The 22575-nt window shown below is 70.1% G+C and carries 14 protein-coding genes; 6 read left to right on the forward strand and 8 right to left on the reverse strand.

The genetic code is table 11. The features are described 5' to 3' along the window. Window positions 1-33: 33 nt before the first annotated feature. The 5 genes from OHA88_RS09905 (at window position 34) to OHA88_RS09925 (ending at window position 7504) form a co-directional block, all read left to right on the forward strand. Window positions 34-993, forward strand: a complete 960-nt coding sequence (locus OHA88_RS09905; RefSeq protein ID WP_328625162.1) for a carbohydrate ABC transporter permease — start codon at window positions 34-36, stop codon at window positions 991-993. Further along, window positions 990-1925, forward strand: a complete 936-nt coding sequence (locus tag OHA88_RS09910; protein WP_328625163.1) for a carbohydrate ABC transporter permease — start codon at window positions 990-992, stop codon at window positions 1923-1925. Before OHA88_RS09905 ends, OHA88_RS09910 begins: the two co-directional genes overlap by 4 nt. Next, complete coding sequence (locus OHA88_RS09915) at window positions 1925-2983, forward strand: hydroxyacid dehydrogenase (protein ID WP_328625164.1); 1059 nt, start codon at window positions 1925-1927, stop codon at window positions 2981-2983. Before OHA88_RS09910 ends, OHA88_RS09915 begins: the two co-directional genes overlap by 1 nt. A 12-nt stretch (window positions 2984-2995) precedes the next feature. Continuing rightward, window positions 2996-5911, forward strand: a complete 2916-nt coding sequence (locus OHA88_RS09920) for a glycoside hydrolase family 2 TIM barrel-domain containing protein (RefSeq protein WP_328625165.1) — start codon at window positions 2996-2998, stop codon at window positions 5909-5911. 96 nt (window positions 5912-6007) lie between these two features. Next, a complete protein-coding gene (locus OHA88_RS09925) occupies window positions 6008-7504 on the forward strand; it encodes an HAD-IA family hydrolase (protein WP_328625166.1) in 1497 nt (498 codons plus the stop codon). Between the two features lie 105 nt (window positions 7505-7609). Here OHA88_RS09925 and OHA88_RS09930 read toward each other — a convergent pair whose 3' ends face one another. The 6 genes from OHA88_RS09930 to OHA88_RS09955 form a co-directional block, all read right to left on the reverse strand. Beyond that, the gene (locus OHA88_RS09930) at window positions 7610-8353 is read right to left on the reverse strand and encodes a DUF3472 domain-containing protein (protein ID WP_328625167.1); all 744 of its coding nucleotides are present in this window, start codon (window positions 8351-8353) and stop codon (window positions 7610-7612) included. An 89-nt stretch (window positions 8354-8442) separates the two neighbouring features. Next, window positions 8443-10902: a polysaccharide lyase 8 family protein gene (locus OHA88_RS09935; protein WP_328625168.1), complete on the reverse strand. Its 2460-nt coding sequence runs from the start codon at window positions 10900-10902 to the stop codon at window positions 8443-8445. Window positions 10903-11007: 105 nt separating this feature from the next. Next, window positions 11008-13482, reverse strand: coding sequence for a polysaccharide lyase 8 family protein (locus tag OHA88_RS09940; protein WP_328625169.1), 2475 nt, complete (start codon window positions 13480-13482; stop codon window positions 11008-11010). Window positions 13483-13760: 278 nt separating this feature from the next. Then, window positions 13761-15374, reverse strand: a complete 1614-nt coding sequence (locus tag OHA88_RS09945; RefSeq protein WP_328625170.1) for a hypothetical protein — start codon at window positions 15372-15374, stop codon at window positions 13761-13763. Window positions 15375-15733: 359 nt separating this feature from the next. Beyond that, entirely contained in the window at window positions 15734-17104 is a 1371-nt protein-coding gene (locus tag OHA88_RS09950) for an SGNH/GDSL hydrolase family protein (protein ID WP_328625171.1), read from the reverse strand. Window positions 17105-17134: 30 nt separating this feature from the next. After that, window positions 17135-17890, reverse strand: coding sequence for a polysaccharide deacetylase family protein (locus OHA88_RS09955; protein ID WP_328625172.1), 756 nt, complete (start codon window positions 17888-17890; stop codon window positions 17135-17137). Window positions 17891-18282: 392 nt separating this feature from the next. Here OHA88_RS09955 and OHA88_RS09960 point away from each other — a divergent pair, with 392 nt between their 5' ends. Beyond that, window positions 18283-19239 (forward strand): alpha/beta hydrolase, encoded by a 957-nt coding sequence (locus OHA88_RS09960; RefSeq protein WP_328625173.1) that lies wholly within the window; start codon window positions 18283-18285, stop codon window positions 19237-19239. 12 nt (window positions 19240-19251) lie between these two features. Here the strand turns inward: OHA88_RS09960 and OHA88_RS09965 are convergent, their stop codons facing one another. Both OHA88_RS09965 and OHA88_RS09970 read right to left on the reverse strand, forming a co-directional pair. Continuing rightward, window positions 19252-20502: a PucR family transcriptional regulator gene (locus OHA88_RS09965; protein ID WP_328625174.1), complete on the reverse strand. Its 1251-nt coding sequence runs from the start codon at window positions 20500-20502 to the stop codon at window positions 19252-19254. Between the two features lie 222 nt (window positions 20503-20724). Then, on the reverse strand, window positions 20725-22539 hold the full coding sequence (locus tag OHA88_RS09970) for an ABC transporter ATP-binding protein (protein ID WP_328625175.1): 1815 nt from the start codon (window positions 22537-22539) through the stop codon (window positions 20725-20727). Between the last annotated feature and the right edge of the window lie 36 nt (window positions 22540-22575).

Raw genomic sequence — 22575 nt, forward strand, 5'->3', positions numbered from 1 at the left:
CCCCCGCAGCGTCCATCCGCCAAGGAGCCCACCGTGGCAGCACCACTCGCCAAGGCCGTGCGCCCATCACGAGCCGGCACCCCCCGCGCGAGCGCGTCCCGGCTGAAGCGCAATCAGCGCGGAGCCGCGGCCCTGTTCATCGTTCCGTTCTTCGTGCTGTTCGCCGCCGTGATGGCGGCTCCGATCATCTATGCCGTGTGGATGAGCCTGTTCCAGGAGCGCGCCTCCTCCGGGCTCGGATTCGGCGGCACCGAGCGGGCGTTCGCCGGCTTCGCCAACTTCACCAACGCCCTGTCCGACCAGGGCTTCCGCGAGTCCTTCCTGCACATCGCGGTCTACTGCGCGCTCTACATCCCGGTCATGATCGGTGCCGCGCTCGGACTGGCGCTGCTGGTGGACTCCGCGGTCGCCAGGGCCAGGAAGTTCTTCCAGCTGGCGCTCTTCCTGCCGCACGCCGTGCCGGGTCTGATCGCCTCGATCCTGTGGATCTATCTCTACACGCCCGGCCTCAGCCCGGTACTCGACTGGATCGGCGCCCTCGGCGGTTCGTGGAGCTTCTTCAGCGACGACCATGTGCTCTCGTCCATGGTGAACCTCACCGCGTGGCAGTGGATCGGCTACAACATGGTGATCTTCTACGCGGCGCTGCAGGCCGTGCCGCGTGAGCTCGTCGAGGCCGCCGTCGTCGACGGCGCCGGAGCCATCCGTACCGCCCTGCAGATCAAGGTGCCGATGATCGCCTCCGCGGTCGTCATGACCGTGCTGTTCACCTGCGTCGGAGCGATCCAGCTCTTCACGGAGCCCAAGCTCTTCAACCAGCGGGGCACCGCGTCGGTGGACACCGAGTGGTCGCCGACCCTGTTCATCTGGAAGGCCGGCTTCGTCCAGCACGACTACGGACTCGCCGCCGCCGCTTCCCTGATGCTCGCCGCCCTCGGCGTGCTGCTCTCGTACGTCGTCACCAAGCTCGGAAACCGGTGGAAGTCCGCATGAGCACTCACACGGTCACCAAGGAATCCGCCCCCGCCCAGGCGCCCGCCGCTCCCTCCGAGCGCAGACCCGCCGCGGCCGGCCGGCGGCGCAGTCCGACGCATGTGCTGCTCTCCAAGGGCGTCGTCAACGGAGTACTGCTCGTCGCCGCGTTCTACATGCTGATGCCGGTCAGCTGGCTGCTCTTCGCGGCCACCAAGAATCACCGTGACCTGTTCGCCACCGGTGGCTTCTCCTTCGGAGACTTCAACCTCTTCGCGAACATCCATGACGTCCTGACCTTCAACGACGGCATCTACCTGCGCTGGTTCGGCAACAGCCTGCTGTACTCGGTGGTCGGCTCGGCCGCCTCCGCGCTGCTTTGCACCGCCACCGGTTACGCCTTCGACAAGTACGACTTCCGGGGCAAGGAGAAGCTGTTCGGCCTGGTACTCGGCGGCGTCCTGGTGCCCGCCACGGTGATCCAGCTGCCGATGTATCTGCTGGCCTCCAAGGTCGGCGTCGTCAACACCTACTGGGCGATCCTGCTGCCCGCCCTGGTCAACCCGTTCGGCGTATACCTCGCCCGGGTCTTCTCCGAGGGATACGTACCCAACGAGGTCCTCGAGGCGGCGCGGGTCGACGGCGCCGGAGAGCTCCGTACGTTCAGCCGGATCTCGCTGCCGATGCTCGCCCCCGGATTCATGACCATCTTCCTGTTCTCCTTCACCGGAAGCTGGAACAACTTCTTCGGCGCCCTGGTCATGCTCAACGACGACTCCCTCTACCCGGTCAACCTCGGCCTGTTCATGTGGAACACCAACACGTCCCAGCAGCCCGAGTTCTACTCACTGGTGATCACCGGCTCGCTCATCGCCGTCATCCCGCTGATCATCGCGTTCATCGGCCTGCAGCGCTTCTGGCGCTCCGGCCTGACCGCGGGTGCGGTGAAGTGATGATGCTCGTACCGGAAGGCACCGTCCTGAACAGCTCGGACCGCACCCCGGCCGGCCCGCGACCGGTCACCGTGCTCGCCATGGGCGGCGAGATCCACCGCACCCTGCTGGCCGGCGGCGCCCTCGAACGGCTCGGTCACATCGCGGCGGTGGACACGTCGCTCCTGGTCACCGACTACGCCGCCGCCGATCCCGCCGTGCTCGCCGGCACCGAAGTCCTCTTCACCCACTGGGGCTCGCCGCAGCTCACCGACGAGGTACTGCGGCTCATGCCGCGACTGCGGGCGGTCGTCCATGCGGCAGGCTCCATCAAGCACCACGTCACCGAGGCGGTGTGGGAGCGGGGCATAGCCGTCTCGTCCGCGGCCGCCGCCAACGCGCTGCCCGTCGCCGAATTCACCCTGGCCGCCATCCTGTTCGCCAACAAGCGGGTCCTCGGCGCCGCGCGGCGCTACCGCGAGACACGGGGTCCCTTCGACCTCTTCCCGCACTTCGCCGGGCAGGGCAACTATCTGCGCACCATCGGAATCGTGGGCGCCTCACGGATCGGCCGACGGGTGATCGAACTGCTCCGGCCGTTCGACCTGGAGGTCCTGCTGCACGATCCGTATGTGGACAAGGAGGATGCCGCCGCCCTCGGTGTGGAGTGCGTCGGTCTCGACGAGCTCGTACGGCGCAGTCATGTGGTGTCCATCCACGCGCCCGAACTCCCGGAGACCCGGCACATGTTCGACGCGCGGCTGCTCGCGCTGATGGCGGACGGGTCCACGCTCATCAACACCGCACGCGGCTCGCTCGTCGACACCCGGGCACTGACCGAGGAACTCGTGTCGGGCCGGATCCACGGCGTCATCGATGTGACGGACCCCGACCACCTGCCTTCGGATTCCCCGCTGTACAACCTGCCCAACGTACTGCTGACCCCGCACATCGCCGGCTCCCTCGGCAACGAGCTCGGCCGCATGGCGCACTGGGCGATCGATGAAGTGGAGCGGTACGCGCAGGGTGCGCCCTTCGCGTACGGAGTCGGCCCCGACGAGCTGAACCGCTCGGCCTGAGGAGCATCCCGGATGACCTACAGCCCCGCACCGGACACCGCCTATGTCGAGGACCGTTCACCGGGCAGCGGCCGGCTCGATCCCAGGGCCTCCTTCGTACCGGACGCCCCGCAGCTGGAACTGGACGGTGCGTGGCGCTTCCGGGCAGCCGCCGGACTGCACGACCTCACCCCCGGTTTCGAGGCCCCCGGCTTCGACGACACCCGGTGGGGGCGGCTGCCCGTACCGTCGTGCTGGCAGATGCAGACCGTGGGCGCGCCCGCGTACACCAACGTCATCTACCCCTTCCCCGTCGATCCGCCCCGGGTCCCCGACGAGAATCCGACGGGTGAGTACCGCCGCGAGTTCACCCTCCCCGGGCAGTGGCCCGCGGGCCGCACCGTGCTGCGCTTCGAGGGCGTCGACTCCTGCTTCGCCGTGTGGCTCAACGGCGAACGGCTGGGTGACGGCAAGGGCAGCCGTGTCCCCACCGAGTTCGACGCCACACAGGCGCTGCGCCCGGGCCGGAACGTCCTGGCCGTCCGGGTGCACCAGTGGTCGGCCGGCAGCTATCTCGAGGACCAGGACATGTGGTGGCTGTCGGGCATCTTCCGCTCGGTGCGGCTGCTCTCCAGGCCCGAGGGGTGCCTGGACGACCTCTTCGTGCATGCCGACTACGACCATGTCACCGGGACGGGCACCCTCGCCGTCGAGACCTCGCCCCGGGCCAGGCTCACCGTGCCGGCCCTGGGACTCGTCGACGCAGATCCGGCAGGGCCGCACACCCTGGCCGGCGTCGTCCCCTGGACCGCCGAGCAACCCCACCTCTACGAGGGCGAGCTGGTCACCCCGTCCGAACGGGTACCGGTGCGCATCGGGTTCAGAAGGGTCGCCGTCGAGGACGGACTCCTCAAGGTCAACGGCCGCCCGCTGCTGCTGCGCGGCGTCAACCGGCACGAGTGGGACCCGGAGACCGGGCGAACCCTCTCGTACGCGACGATGCGCCGCGACGTGCTGCTGATGAAGCAGCACAACATCAACGCGGTACGCACCAGCCACTACCCACCGAGCAGTGAATTCCTCGACCTGTGCGACGAGTTCGGGCTCTGGGTCGTCGACGAGTGCGACCTGGAGACCCACGGCTTCGAGCTGGTCGGCTGGCGCGGCAACCCGAGCGACGACACCCGCTGGCGCGCTGCGTACCTCGACCGGATGCGGCGCGTCGTGGAGCGGGACAAGAACCACCCGAGCGTCATCATGTGGTCGCTGGGCAACGAGAGCGGCACAGGCGAGAACCTGGCCGCCATGGCCGAGTGGGCGCGCACCCGTGATCCGTCCAGGCCCATCCACTACGAGGGCGACCGGGACAGCGGGTACGTCGACGTCTACAGCCGGATGTACGCCGACCACGCCGAGACCGAGCTGATCGGCCGAGGCGAGGAACCGATGACCGAGGACCCGGGCCTCGACGCGCACCGCCGTGGGCTGCCGTTCATCCTCTGCGAATACGCGCACGCCATGGGCAACGGACCGGGCGGACTGAGCGAGTACCAGCGGTTGTTCGAACAGTATCCGCGCCTCCAGGGCGGCTTCGTCTGGGAGTGGATCGACCACGGCATCGCACGGCGCACCGCCGACGGGCGATCCTGTTTCGCGTACGGCGGGGACTTCGGCGAGCCGGTCCACGACGGCAACTTCGTCGCCGACGGTCTGGTCTTCCCCGACCGCACGCCGTCGCCCGGTCTGACCGAGTACAAGAAGGTGATCGAGCCGGTCACGATCACCGTCGATCCCGTCGGCCGCACGGTCGCCGTCCGCAACGGCCACGACTTCCGTGACACGGCGCATCTGCGCTTCGGCTGGCGCGCCGACGAAGCCGGCGAGCCGGTCGCCGCGGGCGAGCTCGACATGCCCCCGCTCGAACCCGGCGCCCGCACAAGCCTGCCATGGCCCGGCCTCCCGCCGGGCAAGGGCGGCGAGCGGCTGCTGACCGTCACCGCCGTCCTCGCCGCCGAGGAGCCCTGGGCGGGCGCCGGCCACGAGATCGCCTGGGGCCAGGCCGTCATCGCAACCGCCGCGGTGGTGAGCCGGCCCACGCGCTCGCTCCCCGTCTCACGCCACGGCTCCGCGCTCATCCTCGGACCCGGTCGCTTCGACGCCGCCACCGGACGGCTCCGGGCCGTCGGCGAGCTCGAACTCGACGCCCCCGAACTCGACCTGTGGCGCGCGCCCACCGACAACGACCGCCTCGGCGCCCGGCTCGCCGACCAGTGGCGCGCCCTCGGTCTGCACCGCCTCACCACCAAGGTCGTCGGCGTCGACATCGGCGGCACCGGTCTCACCGTGACCACACGCGTGGCGCCCGCGGGGACCGACGCCGCGATGCGGACCACGTACCACTGGAGCACGGACGGCACCTCGCTCCAGCTGCACCTCACGGTCGCCCCGGAGGGCGAGTGGCCCTGCCCGGTGCCCCGGATCGGGCTGCGCACGGGACTGCCCGGCTGGATCGACACCGTGGACTGGTACGGCGCCGGGCCCGGTGAGGCGTACCGCGACACGACGGCCGCGGCCCGTATCGGCCGGTTCCGGCGAACCGTCGACGAGATGCAGACCCCGTATGTGCGCCCGCAGGAGAACGGCAACCGCCGGGAGGTGCGCTGGGCCCGGCTGACCGGCGACGGCGGCGGGCTCCTGCTGGCCGGGGCACCCTCGTACGACCTCGTGGTACGCCGCTGGACCAGTGAGCACCTGGACGCCACCCGGCACAACGGCGACCTGGTGCCGGGCAGCCGTGTGTACGTCAACCTCGACGCGGCGCACCACGGAATCGGCACCGCGTCCTGTGGCCCCGGCACGCTGCCCCGGCACACCCTGGAGGCACGACCGACAGCCCTGCGGATCACCCTGCGCAGCAGCCGGCCGTGCAGCAGCCGACCGCCTGGGTGACCAGCCGTCAGCAGCAGCGGAACGACTTGAGCGCCCCGTCGACAACGGGCGCGGCCGGACCCGGCCACTCCGATCGAACCTGGGAAGGACTTTGTCATGTCTGGTCGTGCCCGCCGCGTCCTCGTCGTCGGCATCGACGGCGTGCGGCTCGACACCCTGAGCCGGCTGCCGACCCCGCACCTGGACGCCCTCGCACGGCAGGGCTTCTTCGCGCCGGTCGGGATCGACGACGGCACACCGACGATGTCGGGGCCGTGCTGGGCCACGGTCGTGACCGGTGTCACCGTTGCCAAGCACGGCGTGTGGAGCAACGATTTCACCGGCCACCGACTGGCCGTTTTCCCCGACTTCGCGACCCGGCTCGCGGAACAGGACGGACGGCGCACCTTCGTCGCGGCCGGCTGGGAGCCTCTGATGCTCGCCCGCGGCGGGGGCCCGCTCTTCCAGGCCCCGGCGAGGACCGCGTACGTCTCGCCCACCGCACACACCCCCGAAGGCTGGGACGCGTGCGACGCACAGATCACCGAGGAGGCCGTACGGGTCCTGGTCGGAGACGACCCGGAGGCCTCGTTCGTCTACCTCGGCGCGCCTGACGAGACGGCACACTTCCTGGGCTGCGGCAGCGAGTACGAGAGCGCCGTGCTGGCGGCCGACGAGCGCCTCGGACGGCTCCTCGACGCGGTGCGGTCCCGGCCCTCGTACGAGAACGAGGACTGGACGTTTCTCGTGGTCACCGACCACGGCCATGCGGACGCGGGCGGGCACGGCGGCCGCACCGAGGAGGAGCGCACCGCCTGGCTGATCGCCGCGGGTCCCGGCATCGCGGCAGGAGCTGCCCCCCGCGCCGTCCGCCATGTCGACGTCGCCGCCCAGGTGTTCGCCTCTCTCGGCCGGCACGTCGACCGGCACTGGACACTGGACGGACGGCCCTTCGCCGCCGCCCCGCACGCAGTCCTCTTCGACATGGACGGCACGCTCGTCGACACCGAAGCGCTGTGGCTGCGAACCGCGCGGGAGACCGCCGCCGGGCTCGGCCACGAGCTGGGCGAGACCGACCTGCCCTTCGTACTGGGCCGCGCGGTCGCCGACACGGCCGCTCATCTCCAGCAGGTCTCCGGCACCGACCGCAGTGTGCAGTCCGTGGCCGGGGAACTCGACGCCGCCTTCCTGACCGCCGTCGAGTCCGAAACCACGGTGTTGCCCGGCGCGTTGGAAGTCCTCGATCTGCTCAGGGACCTGGACATTCCCGCGGCGCTCGTCTCGGCGTCCCCGCGCCCCGTGGTGGACGCGGTGCTCAAGCTCCTTGGCACGGAGCGGTTCCGTACGACGGTCGCCGAAGGCGAGACGCCTCGTACCAAGCCCGCATCCGATCCCTATCTCGCGGCGGCGCGGGCGCTCGGCGTGGACCCGGCGGCGTGCCTCGCCGTGGAGGACAGTCCGACGGGTGTCGCCTCGGCCGAGGCCGCGGGTTGCAGGGTGCTCGCGGTGGCCTCCTTCACGGAGATCCCAGCTGCGCCGCGAAGGACGGTTCTGCGCGATCTGCGGGCGATGGAGCCACAGACCCTGTGGACCGCGGGACTTCAGGCCGGGTAGTGCTGCGGGCGGCGTGGCGCGCCTGGCGCCCCGCCGCCCGCAGCCGCATGGCTAGGAGGCGGCGAGGGCCGCGGCTGCGGTCACGGGCAAGGACGTGCGCGTGGTTCAGCCTCCGCTGGTCATGGTGACTTCGCCGTTGCTGAGGCTGTAGCCGGCGTTCGCCTTGCAGGGGCCGTAGGTGTACGCGCTCGTGTTGGTGCCGGTACCGGGCTCGGGACTGACGAACGGCTTGCCCCAGACCGCCTGCCCGTACGGGATCGAGGCGCAGTCGGCCACCGACTTGTAGTACTCGACGAAGCCGACACCGCTGGGCTTGAGCAGTCCGGCCGACGACGAGACGTTCCAGCTCCCGATCGTCGTCCAGGTGTTGGTGCTGGTGTCGACGACGTACCCGGTCCAGTTGTCCGTACCGGTCTTGATGATCTCCAGCTGGTACCAGCGGCCCTTGACGTACGGATAGGTCACGCTGCAGCTCGTCCCCGAGCCGCCGTCCGCGCCGGTGCGGCAGTTGGGGTGCGTGGTGGAGGTGCCGGAGCCGAAGACACTGAAGACCGCGAGGCCGCTGTTGACGCGCGGCTGCAGTCCGACGTAGCCGACCTGGCCGGACTTGAAGTAGTACTGCTGCGCCCAGTAGTAGCCCGCGTCGTTCGGCTGGCTGATCACCTTGAGCGGGAAGGCGAGCTTCTCGAGGCCCTCAGCGGGCGCGCCCGATATGGAGTACGAGTTGGACACCGGGCCACCCGGTGTCACCGCGGCGGCCGCGGGGCCTGTCGTGTGGAGGAGCGTGGCGAGCGCGCCGGAGAGGACGCCTGCGACGCGTGTCAGCCGTCGCATCGGTAGTGATCGCACGGTGAATCTCCCTCCGTCGGCCGGTGAGGCGGCCGACACGTGGTCTCGAGTGGTCGTCGGTTGGTTGTCGGGGGTGGCCGACCGACCGGTCAGCCGAGCTTGACGGTGACCTTCTGCGTGGCACCCGCGGTGCCGCTGAGATCGCCGAACGTGAGCTGCAGCGAAGCCCCGGTGGTGGCCCCCGTGACCGTGGCCGGCTTGGCGGTCACCGAGGCCACGGCCCTGTTCCAGGTGAGTGTCAGGGACGTCTGCATCCGCATCGGATCGCTGACGCAGATCACCGCGGTGCCGTCGCTCCTTTCACTGATCATCACCGCGCAGGGCGCGCTCGCGGTGAGTGTCCCGACGGTGCCGCCGAACCAGAAGTTGACCCCGGTGAAACCGAGTGTGGGGACGCTGACGCCCTGCTGGTTGTCGGTGTTGGCGAGGATCTGCAGCCAGCCGGTGTCCGCCGCTCTGGCGGAGGTCTGGGCCGCGGTGGCGCCCGGCAGGAGCGTGTAGGCGTACGAGGCGTTGACCGGGTTCGTGCCGTGATCGACCCACATGGTCAGGTACTTGCGGTTCAGGGTGGTCGTGGAACTGCCCTTGTTGATGGTGCTCCACTTGCCGTCGCGGGCCTCGCGCTGCGCCTTGACGGTCGCACCGCCGGGGAAGACATAACCGCCGTGACCCCCGATGTGTGCCCACATGGCGCCTGTGAGGGTCTCCGACCACGGGTAGGTCACTGGCTTGGTGGTGCCGTCGACGGTGAAGGAGGTACTGCCGGTGGGGCCGAGATTGCGGTTTTCGACGGTGGACTCCACGGCTGTGCCGTCGCTGCACTTGATGCCTGCTCCCAGACAGACGATCGCGTCGTCGAGACAGAACCAGGACTTCTTCGCCAGCAGCGTGCTCTGCAGCCCCTTCAGGTACTGCCCGATGGCCGCCCGCTGCCCGTCGGTGGCGCCGCCGACCCAGTTGACGTCCGGCATGGACGCGCCCCAGTCGCCGCCGGCGGCATCCGCGAGCGCCTTGCGGGATGCGGTGGTGCCGGGCAGCCGGTACGGGTCGACGGTGGGCCAGAAGGCGTCGCTGTACTGGCCGTTGCCGTAGGTGTCGCCCCACCAGTAGAGCATTCCGGAACCGGTGTGCCAGCCGCGCAGGTTCTCGCCGTTGCCGGTCTCGTAGTACGTGATGCGCCTGTCGGCCATGCTGATCGAGGCGGCCCAGCCGGGGCGGCGGTGGGTGGCCCGTGCCATATGGGTGAAGAGCCGGTGGCCGGTCGGTTCGGCGATGACCGAGACCGCGGTGTCGTCCTGAACGCCCTTGAGCCGGGCCAGACTTGTCAGCCCGAGCGAAGGGTTGCTCATCGGCGGGCTGTAGTAGTCCCGCTGCATCCAGCCCTTGACCAGGCCGCGCCAGCGGGTGTTCTCGGCCGCGCTCGCACCCTGCCCGAGGAGCACGATCGAGGCCAGGATCGGATGGCCGCGCAGATGGTCGTCCTGCTGGATGCTCCGCGCGTCCGATGCGGAGATCCCTCGGCTGATGGCGCGGCCCGAGACGCCGTCCATCACCAGTCCGTTGTAGAGGAACGGTGCCCAGGCGTTCTCCACCGCGTCGAACACGATCTGCCGGTCGGCGTCGGTGACAGCCCAGCTGGACCCTGCGAGCAGCGCGAACAGCATGCCGAGGCCGCCGAGCATCACCGAGCCGTACGAGCCCGTGTAGGGGACGGTGGTGTGCTGGATGAAGGACCCGTCCGTATAGAGGCCGTCGCCAACGGTGACGTACGGGAAGACGGGCGAGAGGGCGTCCCGCGCGAGCGCGATCTTGGCCGAGTTGTCACCGACGACGCCGCGCAGCGCGAGTACCCGGCACAGGTCGACGCGGTTGGCGCCGGTACTGGTACCGGTGTAGCTCGACACCGCGGAGTCGGGTACGAAGTGGTCGACGGCCTTGGCGTAGTCGGCGAGCTGGGCGGCCGACAGCTGGTCGTACATCAGGACGCAGACGTCGAGGAGGGCCTGCGGAGCGCCTATCTGCCAGCTGTACCAGTTGCCGTACCGGGTCCGGCTCTCGTTGTACACCTGGGAGTAGAGGTGGTCGAGGCCGGTCAGGATGTCGGTCGCGAGGCCGGCGTTGCCGGTCAGGCCGGTGCCCTGCTGGCAGTACGCCTGGGCCATGGTGTTCAGCCGGCCGTAACTGCTCGCCATGTTCCCCGAGAAGCCGTACGACTCCTGGTCGGTGTCGGGCTCGGGGTCGGCGAACACCAGGTCGGGCCAGAGCGAGCCGGTGGCCGGAGCCATGGACGACCGGAGCTGGGTCGCGGTGGCGCCGAGGTCGGTGAGACGGCTCTTGAAGGGCTCGGTGGTCGGGCTGAAGCCCTCGCCGAGTATCAGGGTGCGCCACTTGGCGCGCAGCGTGGAGAACTCTTCCCCGGACTCCGTCCGGAGGGAGCCCCCTGCTGCCGCGGCCTCAGGGGTCAGGAGGGGGGCCGAGGCCAGGCCGAGGGCGAGTGCCGTACTGCCGGTTGCGGCCAGGAAGGTGCGACGGGGCCAGAAACGCGTCATTGCGATCTCCGGATGAGGAGGTGGGAGGAGGCTGAGGGGGCTGGGACCGACGTTTCCTGCTCACGCAGGTGGGCGGGAACCCGGCCCACCGAGGGGTGCCGTGCGTCAGGCCGGCCGCACCTTGACCTGGTGGGTCGTGCCGTAGCTGCCGCTGAGGTCGCCGAACGTGAGGGTGAGGGAGGAGCCCGTCTGCACATCGGTGACCGAAGTTGCTTTGGAGAGAACCGACTTGACGGGTCGCTTCCAGGTGAGGGTCAGGCCCGTGACGGTGCGGGACGGGTCGGCCACCGAGATCGTCGCCGTGCCGTCGCGCTTCTCACGGATCTGCACGCTCGCCGGTGCGCTCGCCGTGACCTTGCCGACCGTGCCCGCCTCCCAGAAGTTGATCCCGGTGAAGCCGAGGGAGGGGACGCGGATGCCGTGCTGTTGCGCCGTGTGGGCGAGGATCTGCAGCCACAGCGGGTCGATGGCGCGGGCAGCGGTGCGGAGCTCGCTGGCGCCGGGCATGAGGATGTACGCGTACGAGGCGTCCTGCGGGTCGGTGCCGTGGTCCTGCCACAGCGTCAGATAGCGCCGGGTGAACGAGGTGGGGGAGCTTCCCGCGTTGATGTCCTTCCACGCGCCTGTGCGCTCCTCGCGCAGTGCGCTGACCCGGCTGCCGCCCGCCTCGGGGAAGACATAGCCCGCGTGCCCCGCGATGTGCGCCCACTTGGTGTGCGCCCGGGTGGTCTGCCGGCCCTGGGTACCGGGCTGCGCAATGCCGTTGAGGCTGAGCCGGGCGGTGCCCGAGGCGCCCAGGTTGCGGTTGTCGATCACCGTCTCGACCGCGGTGCCGTCGGCCGAGGTGATGCCGGCGCCGAGACAGACGATCGAGTCGTCGAGCCAGAACCACGACTTCCTGGCGGTCATCGTGCTGTCGACACCCCGCAGATGCTGCCCGGTGACGCCGAACTCGCCGTCGGTGGTGCCGCCCACCCAGGCCGTGTCCGGCTTCGGGTTGCCCCAGTTGCCGCCGAAACCGTCCGGCAGCGGCTTCTTCGAGACGGTGATGCCGGGCAGCCGGTACGGGTCGACCGTCGGCCAGAAGGTGTCCGAGTACTGCTCGAGACCGTGGTCGTCGCCCCACCACGACAGCCAGCCCGAGCCGGTGTGATAGCCGCGGGCGTGCTCACCGTTGCCGAACTCGTAGTGCGCGATGCGCTTGGAGGCCATGCTGACCGAGGCGCCCCAGTCGCGGCGACGGTGGGTGGCGCGGTCCATGTTGGAGAAGACCCGGTGCTCGGTCGGCTCGGGCGACGCCTTGACCGTGTCGTCGTCGAACAGCGTCTGCAGCCGGGCCGTGTTGACCAGGCTCAGCTTCGGGTTCTTCAGGGCGGGACCGTAGTAGTCGCGCTGCAGCCAGCCCTTGACCATGGCCTTCCAGCGGGCCTGCTCCTCGGGGCTCGCGCCCTGGCCGACCAGCAGGACGGAGGCCATCACGCTGTGCGCGCGGGTGTGGTCGTCCTGGGGAAGCTGGAAGGGGTCGGACACCGTCAGGCCTCGGCTGATGCCGCGGCTGGAGACGTTGTCCATCATCAGGCCGTTGTAGATGAAGGGGGCGATGGCCTTCTCGACGGTGTCGAGGAAGAGCTGACTGCCCGGGTCGCTCACCTGCCACGTCGAGTCGCGCAGCAGCGCGAACAGCCGGCCGAGGCCGTCGTGGAGCACCGCGCCGTAGCCGCCGATGTAGGGGACGTTGGTGTGCTGGATGAAGGAGCCGTCGGCGTAGAAACCGTCACCGGAGGTGACGTACGGGAAGACGGGAGACAACGCGTCACGGCCGAGCTGGATCTTGGCCGCGCTGCCGCCGACGACGCCGCGCAGGATGATCCCGCGGCACAGGTCGACACGGTTGGCGCCGGTGCTGGTGCCGGTGTACTGCGCCACGGCCGAGTCCGGCAGGAACTTGTCCACGGCTCGGCAGTAGGAGGCTATCTGCTCGGCCGACAGGTGGTCGTAGAGCAGCACGGCGGTGTCCATCAGCGCCTGCGGCGAGCCGATCTGGAAGTTCCACCAGTTGCCGAACCGGGCTTTGTTCTCGTTGTAGACGTCCGAGTGGAGATGGTCCAGGCCGGCGATGACGGCGTCCTTGAGTGCGGCGTCCCCGGTGAGCCCCGTTCCGGGCTGGGCGTACGCCTGGGCCATGGTGTTCAGCCGCGTGAAGCTGTCGTTCATCCTGGCCGAGTAGCCGTACGACTCCTGGTCGGTGTCCGGCGACGGGTCGGCATAGCTGATGCCGGGCCACAGTGAGCCGGCCGTCGGCGCCATGGTGGCCTGGAAGCCGGCTGCCTGGGTGCCGAGCGTGGCGAGCTTGGACTTGAAGGGCTCCGCGGTCGGGCTGAAGCCCTCGCCGAGGATCAGAGTGCGCCACTTGGCGCGCAGCACAGCGAATTCGTCGTCCGCCTGGGCGGCGGCCGATGCCTGGGGGCGAGTGGTGGCCGCGGCGGTGCCGGGCTCGGTGAGGCCGACCGCGAGCGCGGTGCCGCCGGTGGCCGCAAGGAAGGTGCGGCGGGACCGAGGGGGCGAGGGAGGGGGCGTCATGGGTGCTCCGGAGGCCGGGAGGTGTGCGGGATACCGCTGTGGAGTAGGCGGTTTCTAGCACGCAAGCGCTCAACCGATCAACAGAGGAAGCAGAATTGAGCATTTCGATCGTTCTGCGCGTTCATCTTTGGCCCACTATGCCCCTCTCCTATCGCTTCCTCCTCAGCTGCAGTTCGCGGTGGACGGTGTACTGCTGGGGTCCCGTGCCCGACGCGTCCCGGAGCCGGGTTCGCACGGTGGCGTGCAGCGTGCGACGCCCCGCTCCGAGGCATGGCGGATCAGCAGGAAGGGGGCGTGGTGCTGCCGACGGCGATGCGCAGGTCTGCGCCCTGGGCGTCGACCGCGCAGACCATGACGGCTGCGTCGGCGACCTCGTCCGCCAGGGTCCTGCCCGCGGCCAGCGGGGCGTCGTCGGTGGTGGAGGTGGCGGGCGTGGCGTCCACGAGCCTGTTGTGCACCGTCGAACCGCTCGTGACGATACGGACGATGACACCGTTGACCAGGGGATCGGAGGAGACGTAGTCGTCGTAGGGCGGAGTGGCGCGGCGGTATTCCAGCGACAGGTAACTGCCGTCGCCGCGCGCCAGGCGGTACTCCTGAGCCCCGTTCCCTCCGAGCACGCCCAGCTGGTAGCTGCCGCCGGATGTGACCTTGAGTACCTGGGAGTCGGGGATCCAGCCGGCGAACTGCCGGTAGTCGACCGGGTAGAGGTGCATGCCACCGCCGCCCATGGTGTCTGTCGGGTCGTCGCCTCCGGACACCGTGCAGGAGCTGTTCACCTGGGTCACGTTGCCCGTGACCGGGCAGGCCTTGAGCGTGTCGGAGTGCGAGAAGCCCAGGTTGTGGCCGAACTCGTGGGTCCACATCCACGTCTTGTAGCCCACACCGTTGGAGAGGATCCAGTTCCCGGGCTGGGAGGCCAGCCCCTCCCACGCGCAGGCCGATTGGCGCGAGATGTCGACGAAGAGGTAGTCGTACGTGTCCGGGTCGACGCCCTGCGCCAGCACCGCGGTCCTGGCCGAGTTCCGGATCGCCGTCGAGTCGCACCCGGTCGGGCGCGGTCCCAGGTCGATGCCGGTGAGCATGTCGCCCGTGAGGTCGAGCGCCCCGTCGGACACCTCCTGCAGGTACGTCCGGAGAGACGGGTAGCTGTTTCCGAGAGTCGCCTGCTGTACCGCGGCAGGATCGGCGGGGGTCGCGTCGCTCCAGTGGGTCGCCATCACCAGGGCCCGCTTCTGACCGGCGACGGGGCGAACCGGCCAGCCCGTGGCAAAGGCATCGTCGTCCCACAGACGCATCGAGGTGAGGTCGGTGGGGGTGCCCTGGGCGGTGCAGTCGCCGACCTGCACGCTGTCGCTGCCGCTGAGGGTGCGCAGGCACGTTCCCAGACCGGCATCCCCGCGGTATTTGCTCTGCAGCAGGACGTATCCGTTGCCCTGGTCCACGGCCTTCCACAGGCGCATGGAGGTGTACTCGCCGGGGCCGGGGGTGCAGTCGCCGACCTGCACGGTGTCGTTGCCGCTGAAGGTGCGCAGGCAGTTCCCGAGTCCGGCGTCCGCCCGGTACTTGTTCTGCAGCAGAACGTAGCCGTTGCCCTGGTCGACGGCCTGCCACATGCGCATGGAGGTGTACTCGCCGGTGGCGGGGGTGCAGTCACCGGCCTGCACGGTGGCGCTGCCACTGAACGTGCGCAGACACGTTCCCAGACCGGCGTCCCCGCGGTACTTGTTCCCCAGCAGGGTGTAACCCACCGACATGGTGGCGGCGAGGTTCGTCGCGGAGGTGCCGAGAACTCGCTGCTGCCCGTGTTGCGGAGGTGCCGCTGTCGCGGGCATGTACGAGAACACGGACAGGGCTGCCAGCAGAGCGGCCAGCACGATCGATACTTTCACTTTCACCCGAATCGGTTTCGCGAAAAGCGGTTTCATTTCTCCTCCACCGGCTTGCTGTTGGTTTGCAGAGTGAGACCCGAGGTCATTCGGCGCGTGCGCCGCCCTGGACCTCGGGGTGTTGGTCTCGATACGCACCGGGCAGGCCATGGCGCGTTGGCTGCCCGACAGAATGTAAGCGGTTGCTACTCAAGGCAAGAGTCCCGGCAGAGTTTCCATCATTTTCTATGGCGGATAGGCGTCCTGATTAAGTCGCTGGACGGTAAGCGCTCACATCAATGCCCCGTGGCGGACGGCCCGAACGCAAAGGTGCCCGTACCGGTGATGGGGACGCCGGTACGGGCACCGCTTGCAGGGTCGGGTCAGTGCAGGAGGTGGAGAGGGACGGCGTCGGCCATCGCTTCGGCTCCCATGTCGTTGGGATGGAGGTGGTCGCCGCTGTCGTAGCTCGGACGAAGGCGTTGCGGGTCGGCCGGGTCGCGCAGGGCCTTGTCGAAGTCGATCACCCCGTCGTACTCGCCGCCGGCGCGGATCCAGCGGTTGACGGCCTGCCGCGCGGCTTCGTTCTGCGCACTGTAGAAGCCAAGGGTGTCGTTCTTGAACGGCAGGATCGTGCCGCCGTAGACCGTGAGTCCGCGTTCGTGGGCGCGGTCGATGAGCTGGCGGTGGGCGTCGATGATGTCCTGCGCGGAGACCTTCTCCGACTCCGGGGCGACGGTGCCGGGATGACCGAGATCGTTGACTCCGAGGAGGACGATGACGTGCTCGGCCCCGGGCTGGGCCGCGACGTCGCGGTCGAAGCGGCGCAGTGCGCTCTGGCCGAAGTATGCCGCGTAGTTCTCGGCGTCGGACCCGGCCGGCGGGTTGGGATCGTGGAGGAGGCGGTTGCCGCTGATGCCTTCGTTGAGCACGCCGAGGGAGTGGGGGCCGTGGGCGGCGCGGAGGCGCTGCCCCAGGAAGTCGGGCCAGCGGTGGTTGGCGTCCGCCTCGGTGTTCGCGCCGTCCGTGATGGAGTCGCCGAGTGCGATGACGGCCGAGGAGCGGTCCGGCCGGCTGGTGCTCACGCTCACGCCGGTCAGGAAGTACCAGCGGTCGATGGTGGAGGTCGCCTCGATACCGGCCCGCCCGGTGACGTTGCCGGACGCGACGTAGTTGTGCTGGAGGGCGAACGCGTGGACCGTCGAGCCGGGGGTGCGCTCGGGCAGGTGGATGCTCACCACGAGGTCGGAGCCGGCGGGCAGTCGCAGGGAAACCGGGTCGCTGACGGCCGGCGCGCCCGCGGGGATCGTCACGGAGGTGCGGCCGCCGAAGGTGAGCGGGCGGTCGGTGCTCGGGTCGGTGCGCGAGGCCGGACCGCCGTGCGCCGGGCGGGCGACCCGGGCCTCGCCGATGACCAGGGGCCGATCGCCGAACTCGTTCGACAGGCGGATGCGCACCCGGTCCCCACCGATGCTGGTGTGCACGGTCTGACGGATGGTCTGGTTGTCGAACTCCGTGGTGTCCGAGGCCGGTACGGCCGTGGGCGTGGTTGCCCACGTACCGACCCAGGCCCCGGCGTTGCCCTTCTCCACCGGCCCCGTCCGGGCGACGGCCTCAGCAGCAGCCGAGGTCGGTGCGGCAGGCGCGGAGTGCGCCGTGCTCAGCAGCAGCGCTCCGGTGAGCAGGGCCACGACATAACGGCCGGAGCGTTGTGCGCGGCCCCGGACGGGGAACCACGCGAGGTGTGCTCTCATACGGATCTCCTGGAGCGTCGTGAGTGAAGGTCAGCCACGGCGGGCCGGCCTGTCGAAGTGCCAGCCCTCGGCTCTGAGCAGGGGGATGAGCCGGTCTACGGCGTCGACGGTCTGGCTGCGGTCGCCTCCCCCGTCGTGCATCAGGATCACGGCCCCGGGCGTGATGCCCTCCTCGACGCGGCGGACGAGCTCGTCGGTGCCGGGCGGTTCCCAGTCGCCGATCGCCAGGCGCCATCCCAGCGGCTGCATCCCCAGGTCGGCCGCCACCTGCGAGGTCTTGCCCCAACTGCCGTACGGTGCACGGAAGTAGGGGATCCGTGCGCCCGGCGCGGCCCGGCGTATCTCGGCATTGGTCCGCTCCAGGTCCGCGCGGATGTCCTCCGCCGACCAGGTGCCCATGTCGTCGTGGTGCATGGTGTGGTTGCACAGCGTGTGGCCGCCAGCGACGATCGCGCGCACGAGTTCGGGGTGTTCCTTGACATGGTCGCCCCACAGGCAGAACACCGCCTTGACGTGGCGCTTGCGCAGCACTTCCAGCAGGCGAGGGGTGTCGGCAGGGTTCGGGCCGTCGTCGAAGGTGAGGGCGACGGCCCTGCCGCCGTGCCGGGTGGAGTCGACGACCTGGGCGTTGGCCTGCCGGGCCTGGGCCGGCCCCGCCACGGTCAGTGCGCCCAGACACATTCCGCCGGAGAGCAACAGGGGTGTCGCGAGACGGCGCAGCCGGCGTGCGCGCCGGGAGCGCGTCCTTTCACGGACGGCCCTCTCGGTGGTGCTGGTGGTGGTCAAGCTGCTTCCTTTCCTGGCGTTGCCGGGCCCGACGCTCCGTCGCGGCAAGGCCGTCCCGCCGGCGCGAGCCGGGACCTCGTCGGAATCCTCCGGTCGAGCGGGGAGAACGTAGAAAGGCCCGGCGCCGACGTCAAGAGCGGTCCATTGCTCCGTCCAGGGGTGCGTTTTTGCAGGTCACAGCTGTTTGAGGAGGCCTGTGGGGGCTGGTCGCCGCCACATACCCGGTGAAAAAACGCGATGTTGTCGGGTGGGAGCCGTGGATCTCCCGACACCCGTCTGATGACCTGGGGGAACGTCCATGACACGGTCTCACCGGACGCCACGCCGTCTCACGGAACGCCGTCCCCGTACCCCGTACTCCGTACTCCGTATGCCGACGATCGGAGCAGGACATGCTCTCGCGCCACCGGTTCGATCCCGAACTGGCCGCCGCGCTCGTCATGATGCCCGAGGTCGACATCTCCGATGTGGACATGGCCCGGGCCGCGCAGGCGGAGCAGCTGGCCGCGGTGGTCGCGGCGGCGGACACGACGGGGGTGGATGTCGAGGAGGTCTCCGTACCCGGCCCGGACGGCGCACCGAACCTACGGCTGCGCATCTACCGGCCGCAGGGGGTACAGGGGCTGCTCCCCGCCGTCTACAGCATCCACGGCGGCGGCTTCGTCCTGGGTTCGCCCGACGTCGATCACGACTGGAACCTGTTGCTCTGCCGGGAGTTGGCGGCGCTGGTGGTCTCCGTCGACTACCGCCTGGCCCCCGAGCACCCCTTCCCCGCCCCACTGGAGGACTGCTACGCCGGGCTGCGCTGGCTGGCGAAGAACGCCGGCGGGACGGCCGTCCGGGCCGACCGGATCGCGCTGTGGGGCGACAGCGCCGGAGCCGGTCTCGCCGCCGCACTGACCCTGCTCGCCCGTGACCGCGGCGGGCCCGCGGTCTGCTTCCAGCATCTGTGCAGCCCCGCACTCGACGACCGGCTGGAAACCCCGAGCGCCCGGCTGTTCACCGACACGCCCGTGTGGAACCGGCGCAGCGCCCGCCTCAGCTGGGACGCCTATCTCGGGTACGGGGTACGGGGTACCGCAGACGTATCCCCTTACGCCGCCCCCGGTCGCGCCGGGACCGTCACCCTGTCAGGGCTGCCGCCCGCGTACGTCTCGGTCATGGAGTTCGACCCGCTGCGGGACGAGGGCATCGACTACGCCCGCGCCCTGCTGGCCGCGTCGGTACCCACAGAGCTGCATCTGATCCCCGGCACTTTTCACGGCGCGTGGGCCGTGGAGCACGCCGCCGTCATACAGCGCGCGACCGATGAGGCGATCACGGTGCTCCGCAGGGCGCTGGGGCGATGAGCCGGTGCGGGCTCATCCGCCGTCGCCGGCGCCGTGGCCGCCATGTCCGTCGCCTTCGCTTTCACCTTCGCGGTCCTCGGACAGCCGCAGCGCGTACAGCGCGAGTTGGGCGCGGAACCGGTCCTGCGGGTCGCGCAACCGCCACCCCAACTCGTCCTCGACGTGCGCCAGACGGGCGGCCACCGAGCTGTGGTGCAGGTGCAGTTCCGTGGCGGCCTGGCGCAGCGAGCCCGTACGGCAGAAGGCGGCCAGGGCATCCAGAAGGTCGCTGCCGTGCCCGGACCTGCCGCCCCGGTCAGCGCACTCCAGCTTCGCCAGCCTCCGTACGTCGGCCTGGGCGCGCAGCCGGTCCACCGGGATGTCCGCCAGCAGTGCGACCGGGCCGAGTTCGTCATGGTCGGCCACCGCCTCCTCCGGGGTGCCCGTCCCCGCAAACCGCAGGGCCGCGCGCGCCTGTGCCCAGGAGTCCCGCGCGTCCAGCGGATCGGCGCCGCCGCCGACTCCCACACGTATCGCGTGCGCGGACCTGCGGGACGGCCCCCGGTCGCGGAGGCGTTCACGCAGGGCCGTACGGAGCTCCGCGGCCGGTGAGGCGGTACGGCCCGAGGGCTCGTCACCGGGCGCGGAACCGGCCGGGTAACCGATCGGTCGCTGTACCAGCACCGCGCCCACGGACCCGACCTGCGCCACTCGGACGATGCCGTGCAGCGAGCCGCGCCCCAGCAGCGCCACCGCCTCCACCCCGACGTCCGCCCCCGGGCCACCGGACACCGCGGCCACCCGCAACGGCGCCTCGGGGTCCAGGCCCAGCAGCCGCAGAGCGCGGGCCCGGTCGGAGGCATCCTCCCGCCCGGACAGCACCAGCTCGACGAGCGCCGGATCGGCGGCCGAGGGCACCCGGGTCTGCCGCGGCCGGCCCGCCAGCACCCGCGCGGTGATGGCCATCCACTCCAGGACCAGTTCGTCGAACGGGCCCGGCGCACCGGGCCGCTCCAGCCAGACGCGTCCGTCCGGCTCCAGATCGACCCGGCCGGATACCTGCTCGGGTGCGCCCGGCAGGGCGACACCGGCCGAACCGAACCGCGCCGAGCGGCCGTCGGGCAGCTCCAGCCCCGCGGCGCACCCGGCCAGCGCGGCGGTGGACCGGGTCAGGGACACCGGATCGAGACCGCCACCGAGCAACGCCTCGAAGTGGGCGATCACGCGGACGGCGGTGGCGGCATCCGCATCCAGTGCCGACAGCCGCAGCAGCAGTCCCTTCACGGCCGTCATTCTAAGGGCTGTGCCGTAATCCCTGGCGGGCGCGCGACGACAGCTACGGCACCTCGTCGCATTGTCGGAACGCCCGAATACGCCCGGTATGAGGACGCTCCTCCGCCTTGCGATGCACCGCATCCGACGCCGCGCCCCGATCCACCAGGGATTACGGGACAGCCCGTAGGAAGGAAGAGACCATGACCGACAGATCCATGCACAGACTCGCCTTCAGCGCAGGTCGGCCCGCGCGGGGCTGCCGTCGAGGAAGCCGCCCGACTGGTGCTGCCACAACTTCGCGTAGGAACCGTCCGACGCGAGCAACTCCTGGTGGGTGCCCTGCTCGACGATCCGTCCGCGGTCCAGGACGACGAGCTGGTCCATGGTGGCGACCGTGCTCAGCCGGTGCGCCACCACAAGCGCCGTCCGCCCGTCCATGAGCCGCCACAGCGCCTCCTGGACGAGGATCTCGCTCTCGGAGTCCAGGGCGCTGGTCGCCTCGTCGAGCAGCAGGATCGGCGCGTCGCGCAGGATCGCCCTGGCGAGGGCGACCCGCTGGCGCTGTCCGCCGGACAGCTTGACACCGCGCTCGCCCACCATGGTGTCGAAGCCGTCCGGCAGCGCGTCGGCGAACTCCGTGACGTGCGCCGCCTCGGCCGCGCGGCGGATCTCGGCATCGGTGGCGTCCGGCCGGGCGAACGCGAGGTTCTCCCGCAGCGTGCGGTGGAACATCGCCGGGTCCTGCGGCACGTAGGCGATCAGGCTGCGCAGGTCGGCCTGACGCAGCCTGCTGATGTCCTGACCCCCGATCAGGATCCGGCCGGCGTCGATGTCCGTCAGCCGGAGCAGCAGCCGGGTGAGCGTGGTCTTGCCCCCGCCGGACCGGCCGACGAGACCGATCTTCGCCCCGCTGGGCACGGCCAGGTCGAGGCCCTCGAAGAGCGGCTTCCCGCCCCCGTGGGCGAAGTTCACCTGCTCGAAGCGGACGTCGGCGGCCTGGGACAGCAACGGCTCCGGCGACGCCGGGTCGAGCACGGTCGGCGGCGTCAGCAGCAGTTCGGTGAACTGCGCGGCCTCCGTCATCGAGCTCTCCAGGCGGCGATAGATCTGGTTGAACTCGAACATGATCCGCGTCGCGTTGCTGTAGTACGTGAAGGCGACCACGACCGCCTCCACGCCGTGCCCGCCCCCGCCGAGCGTGACCGCGAGCAGCAGGCCCAGCGCGTTGGTCAGCACGGACATCGGCGCGACCAGTGTGTCGATGCGCAGGTTGCCGTAGTCCCACGACCTCAGCGTGAGCCGCCGCGACTGCGCGACGCGGGACCGATGCTCGGCGGCCTCACGTTCCTGGGCGGCGAACGCCTGGACCGTGTCGATGTTCGTCAGGCTGTCGGCGACGTGGCCCGACACCCGGGCGATCGCCTCCTCGCGCTGCTTGACGAGCGCCTGGCGGCGACGGATGAGGGGCACCACGCACAGCGCCGTCAGTGCGATCATCGCCAGGAGCCCGACTACGAGCAGCGGGTCGTAGCGCCACAGCACCACCGACCCGAACAGCAGCGGCACGAAGCTTCCCACGACCGAGAACGTAAGCGTGTCGATGAACTCCTCGAAGCGAGAGGCGAAGCTGAGGACCCGTTTGGTCAGCGACCCGGCGAAGTTGTCATGGAAGAACGCGGCGTCCTTGGCGAACAGCTCGTCCATGCCGATCACGTACAGGTGCTCGATGGCGAGGGCGGCTACGCGGTTCAGACAGTGGAAGCCGATACGCCACAGCGTCTCCGCGAACAGAAGGACGCCGGCGAAGCCGAGAACGTAGGGCAGCGTCGAACCGATGGAGATACCGTTGTCGTCGGCGATTCGGCCGACGAGCTTCGCGACAACCAGCGGCGCGATGTAGTTGATACCGATGTTGCCCAGCGCCGGCAGCAGCATCGCGGGCACCGTCAACCGCGGGCACCGGGCCAACTCCCGTCCGTAGTAACGAAGTGCGAGGAGTACCGAGCCCCTGCTCCGAGGAGCCTCGCGCGATTCAGGTAAGCCCATCCCAACCTCGTGTTGTCGTGCGGCAGCCCGCCGTGC

The organism is Streptomyces sp. NBC_00353 (assembly GCF_036108815.1).
GTDB lineage: Bacteria > Actinomycetota > Actinomycetes > Streptomycetales > Streptomycetaceae > Streptomyces.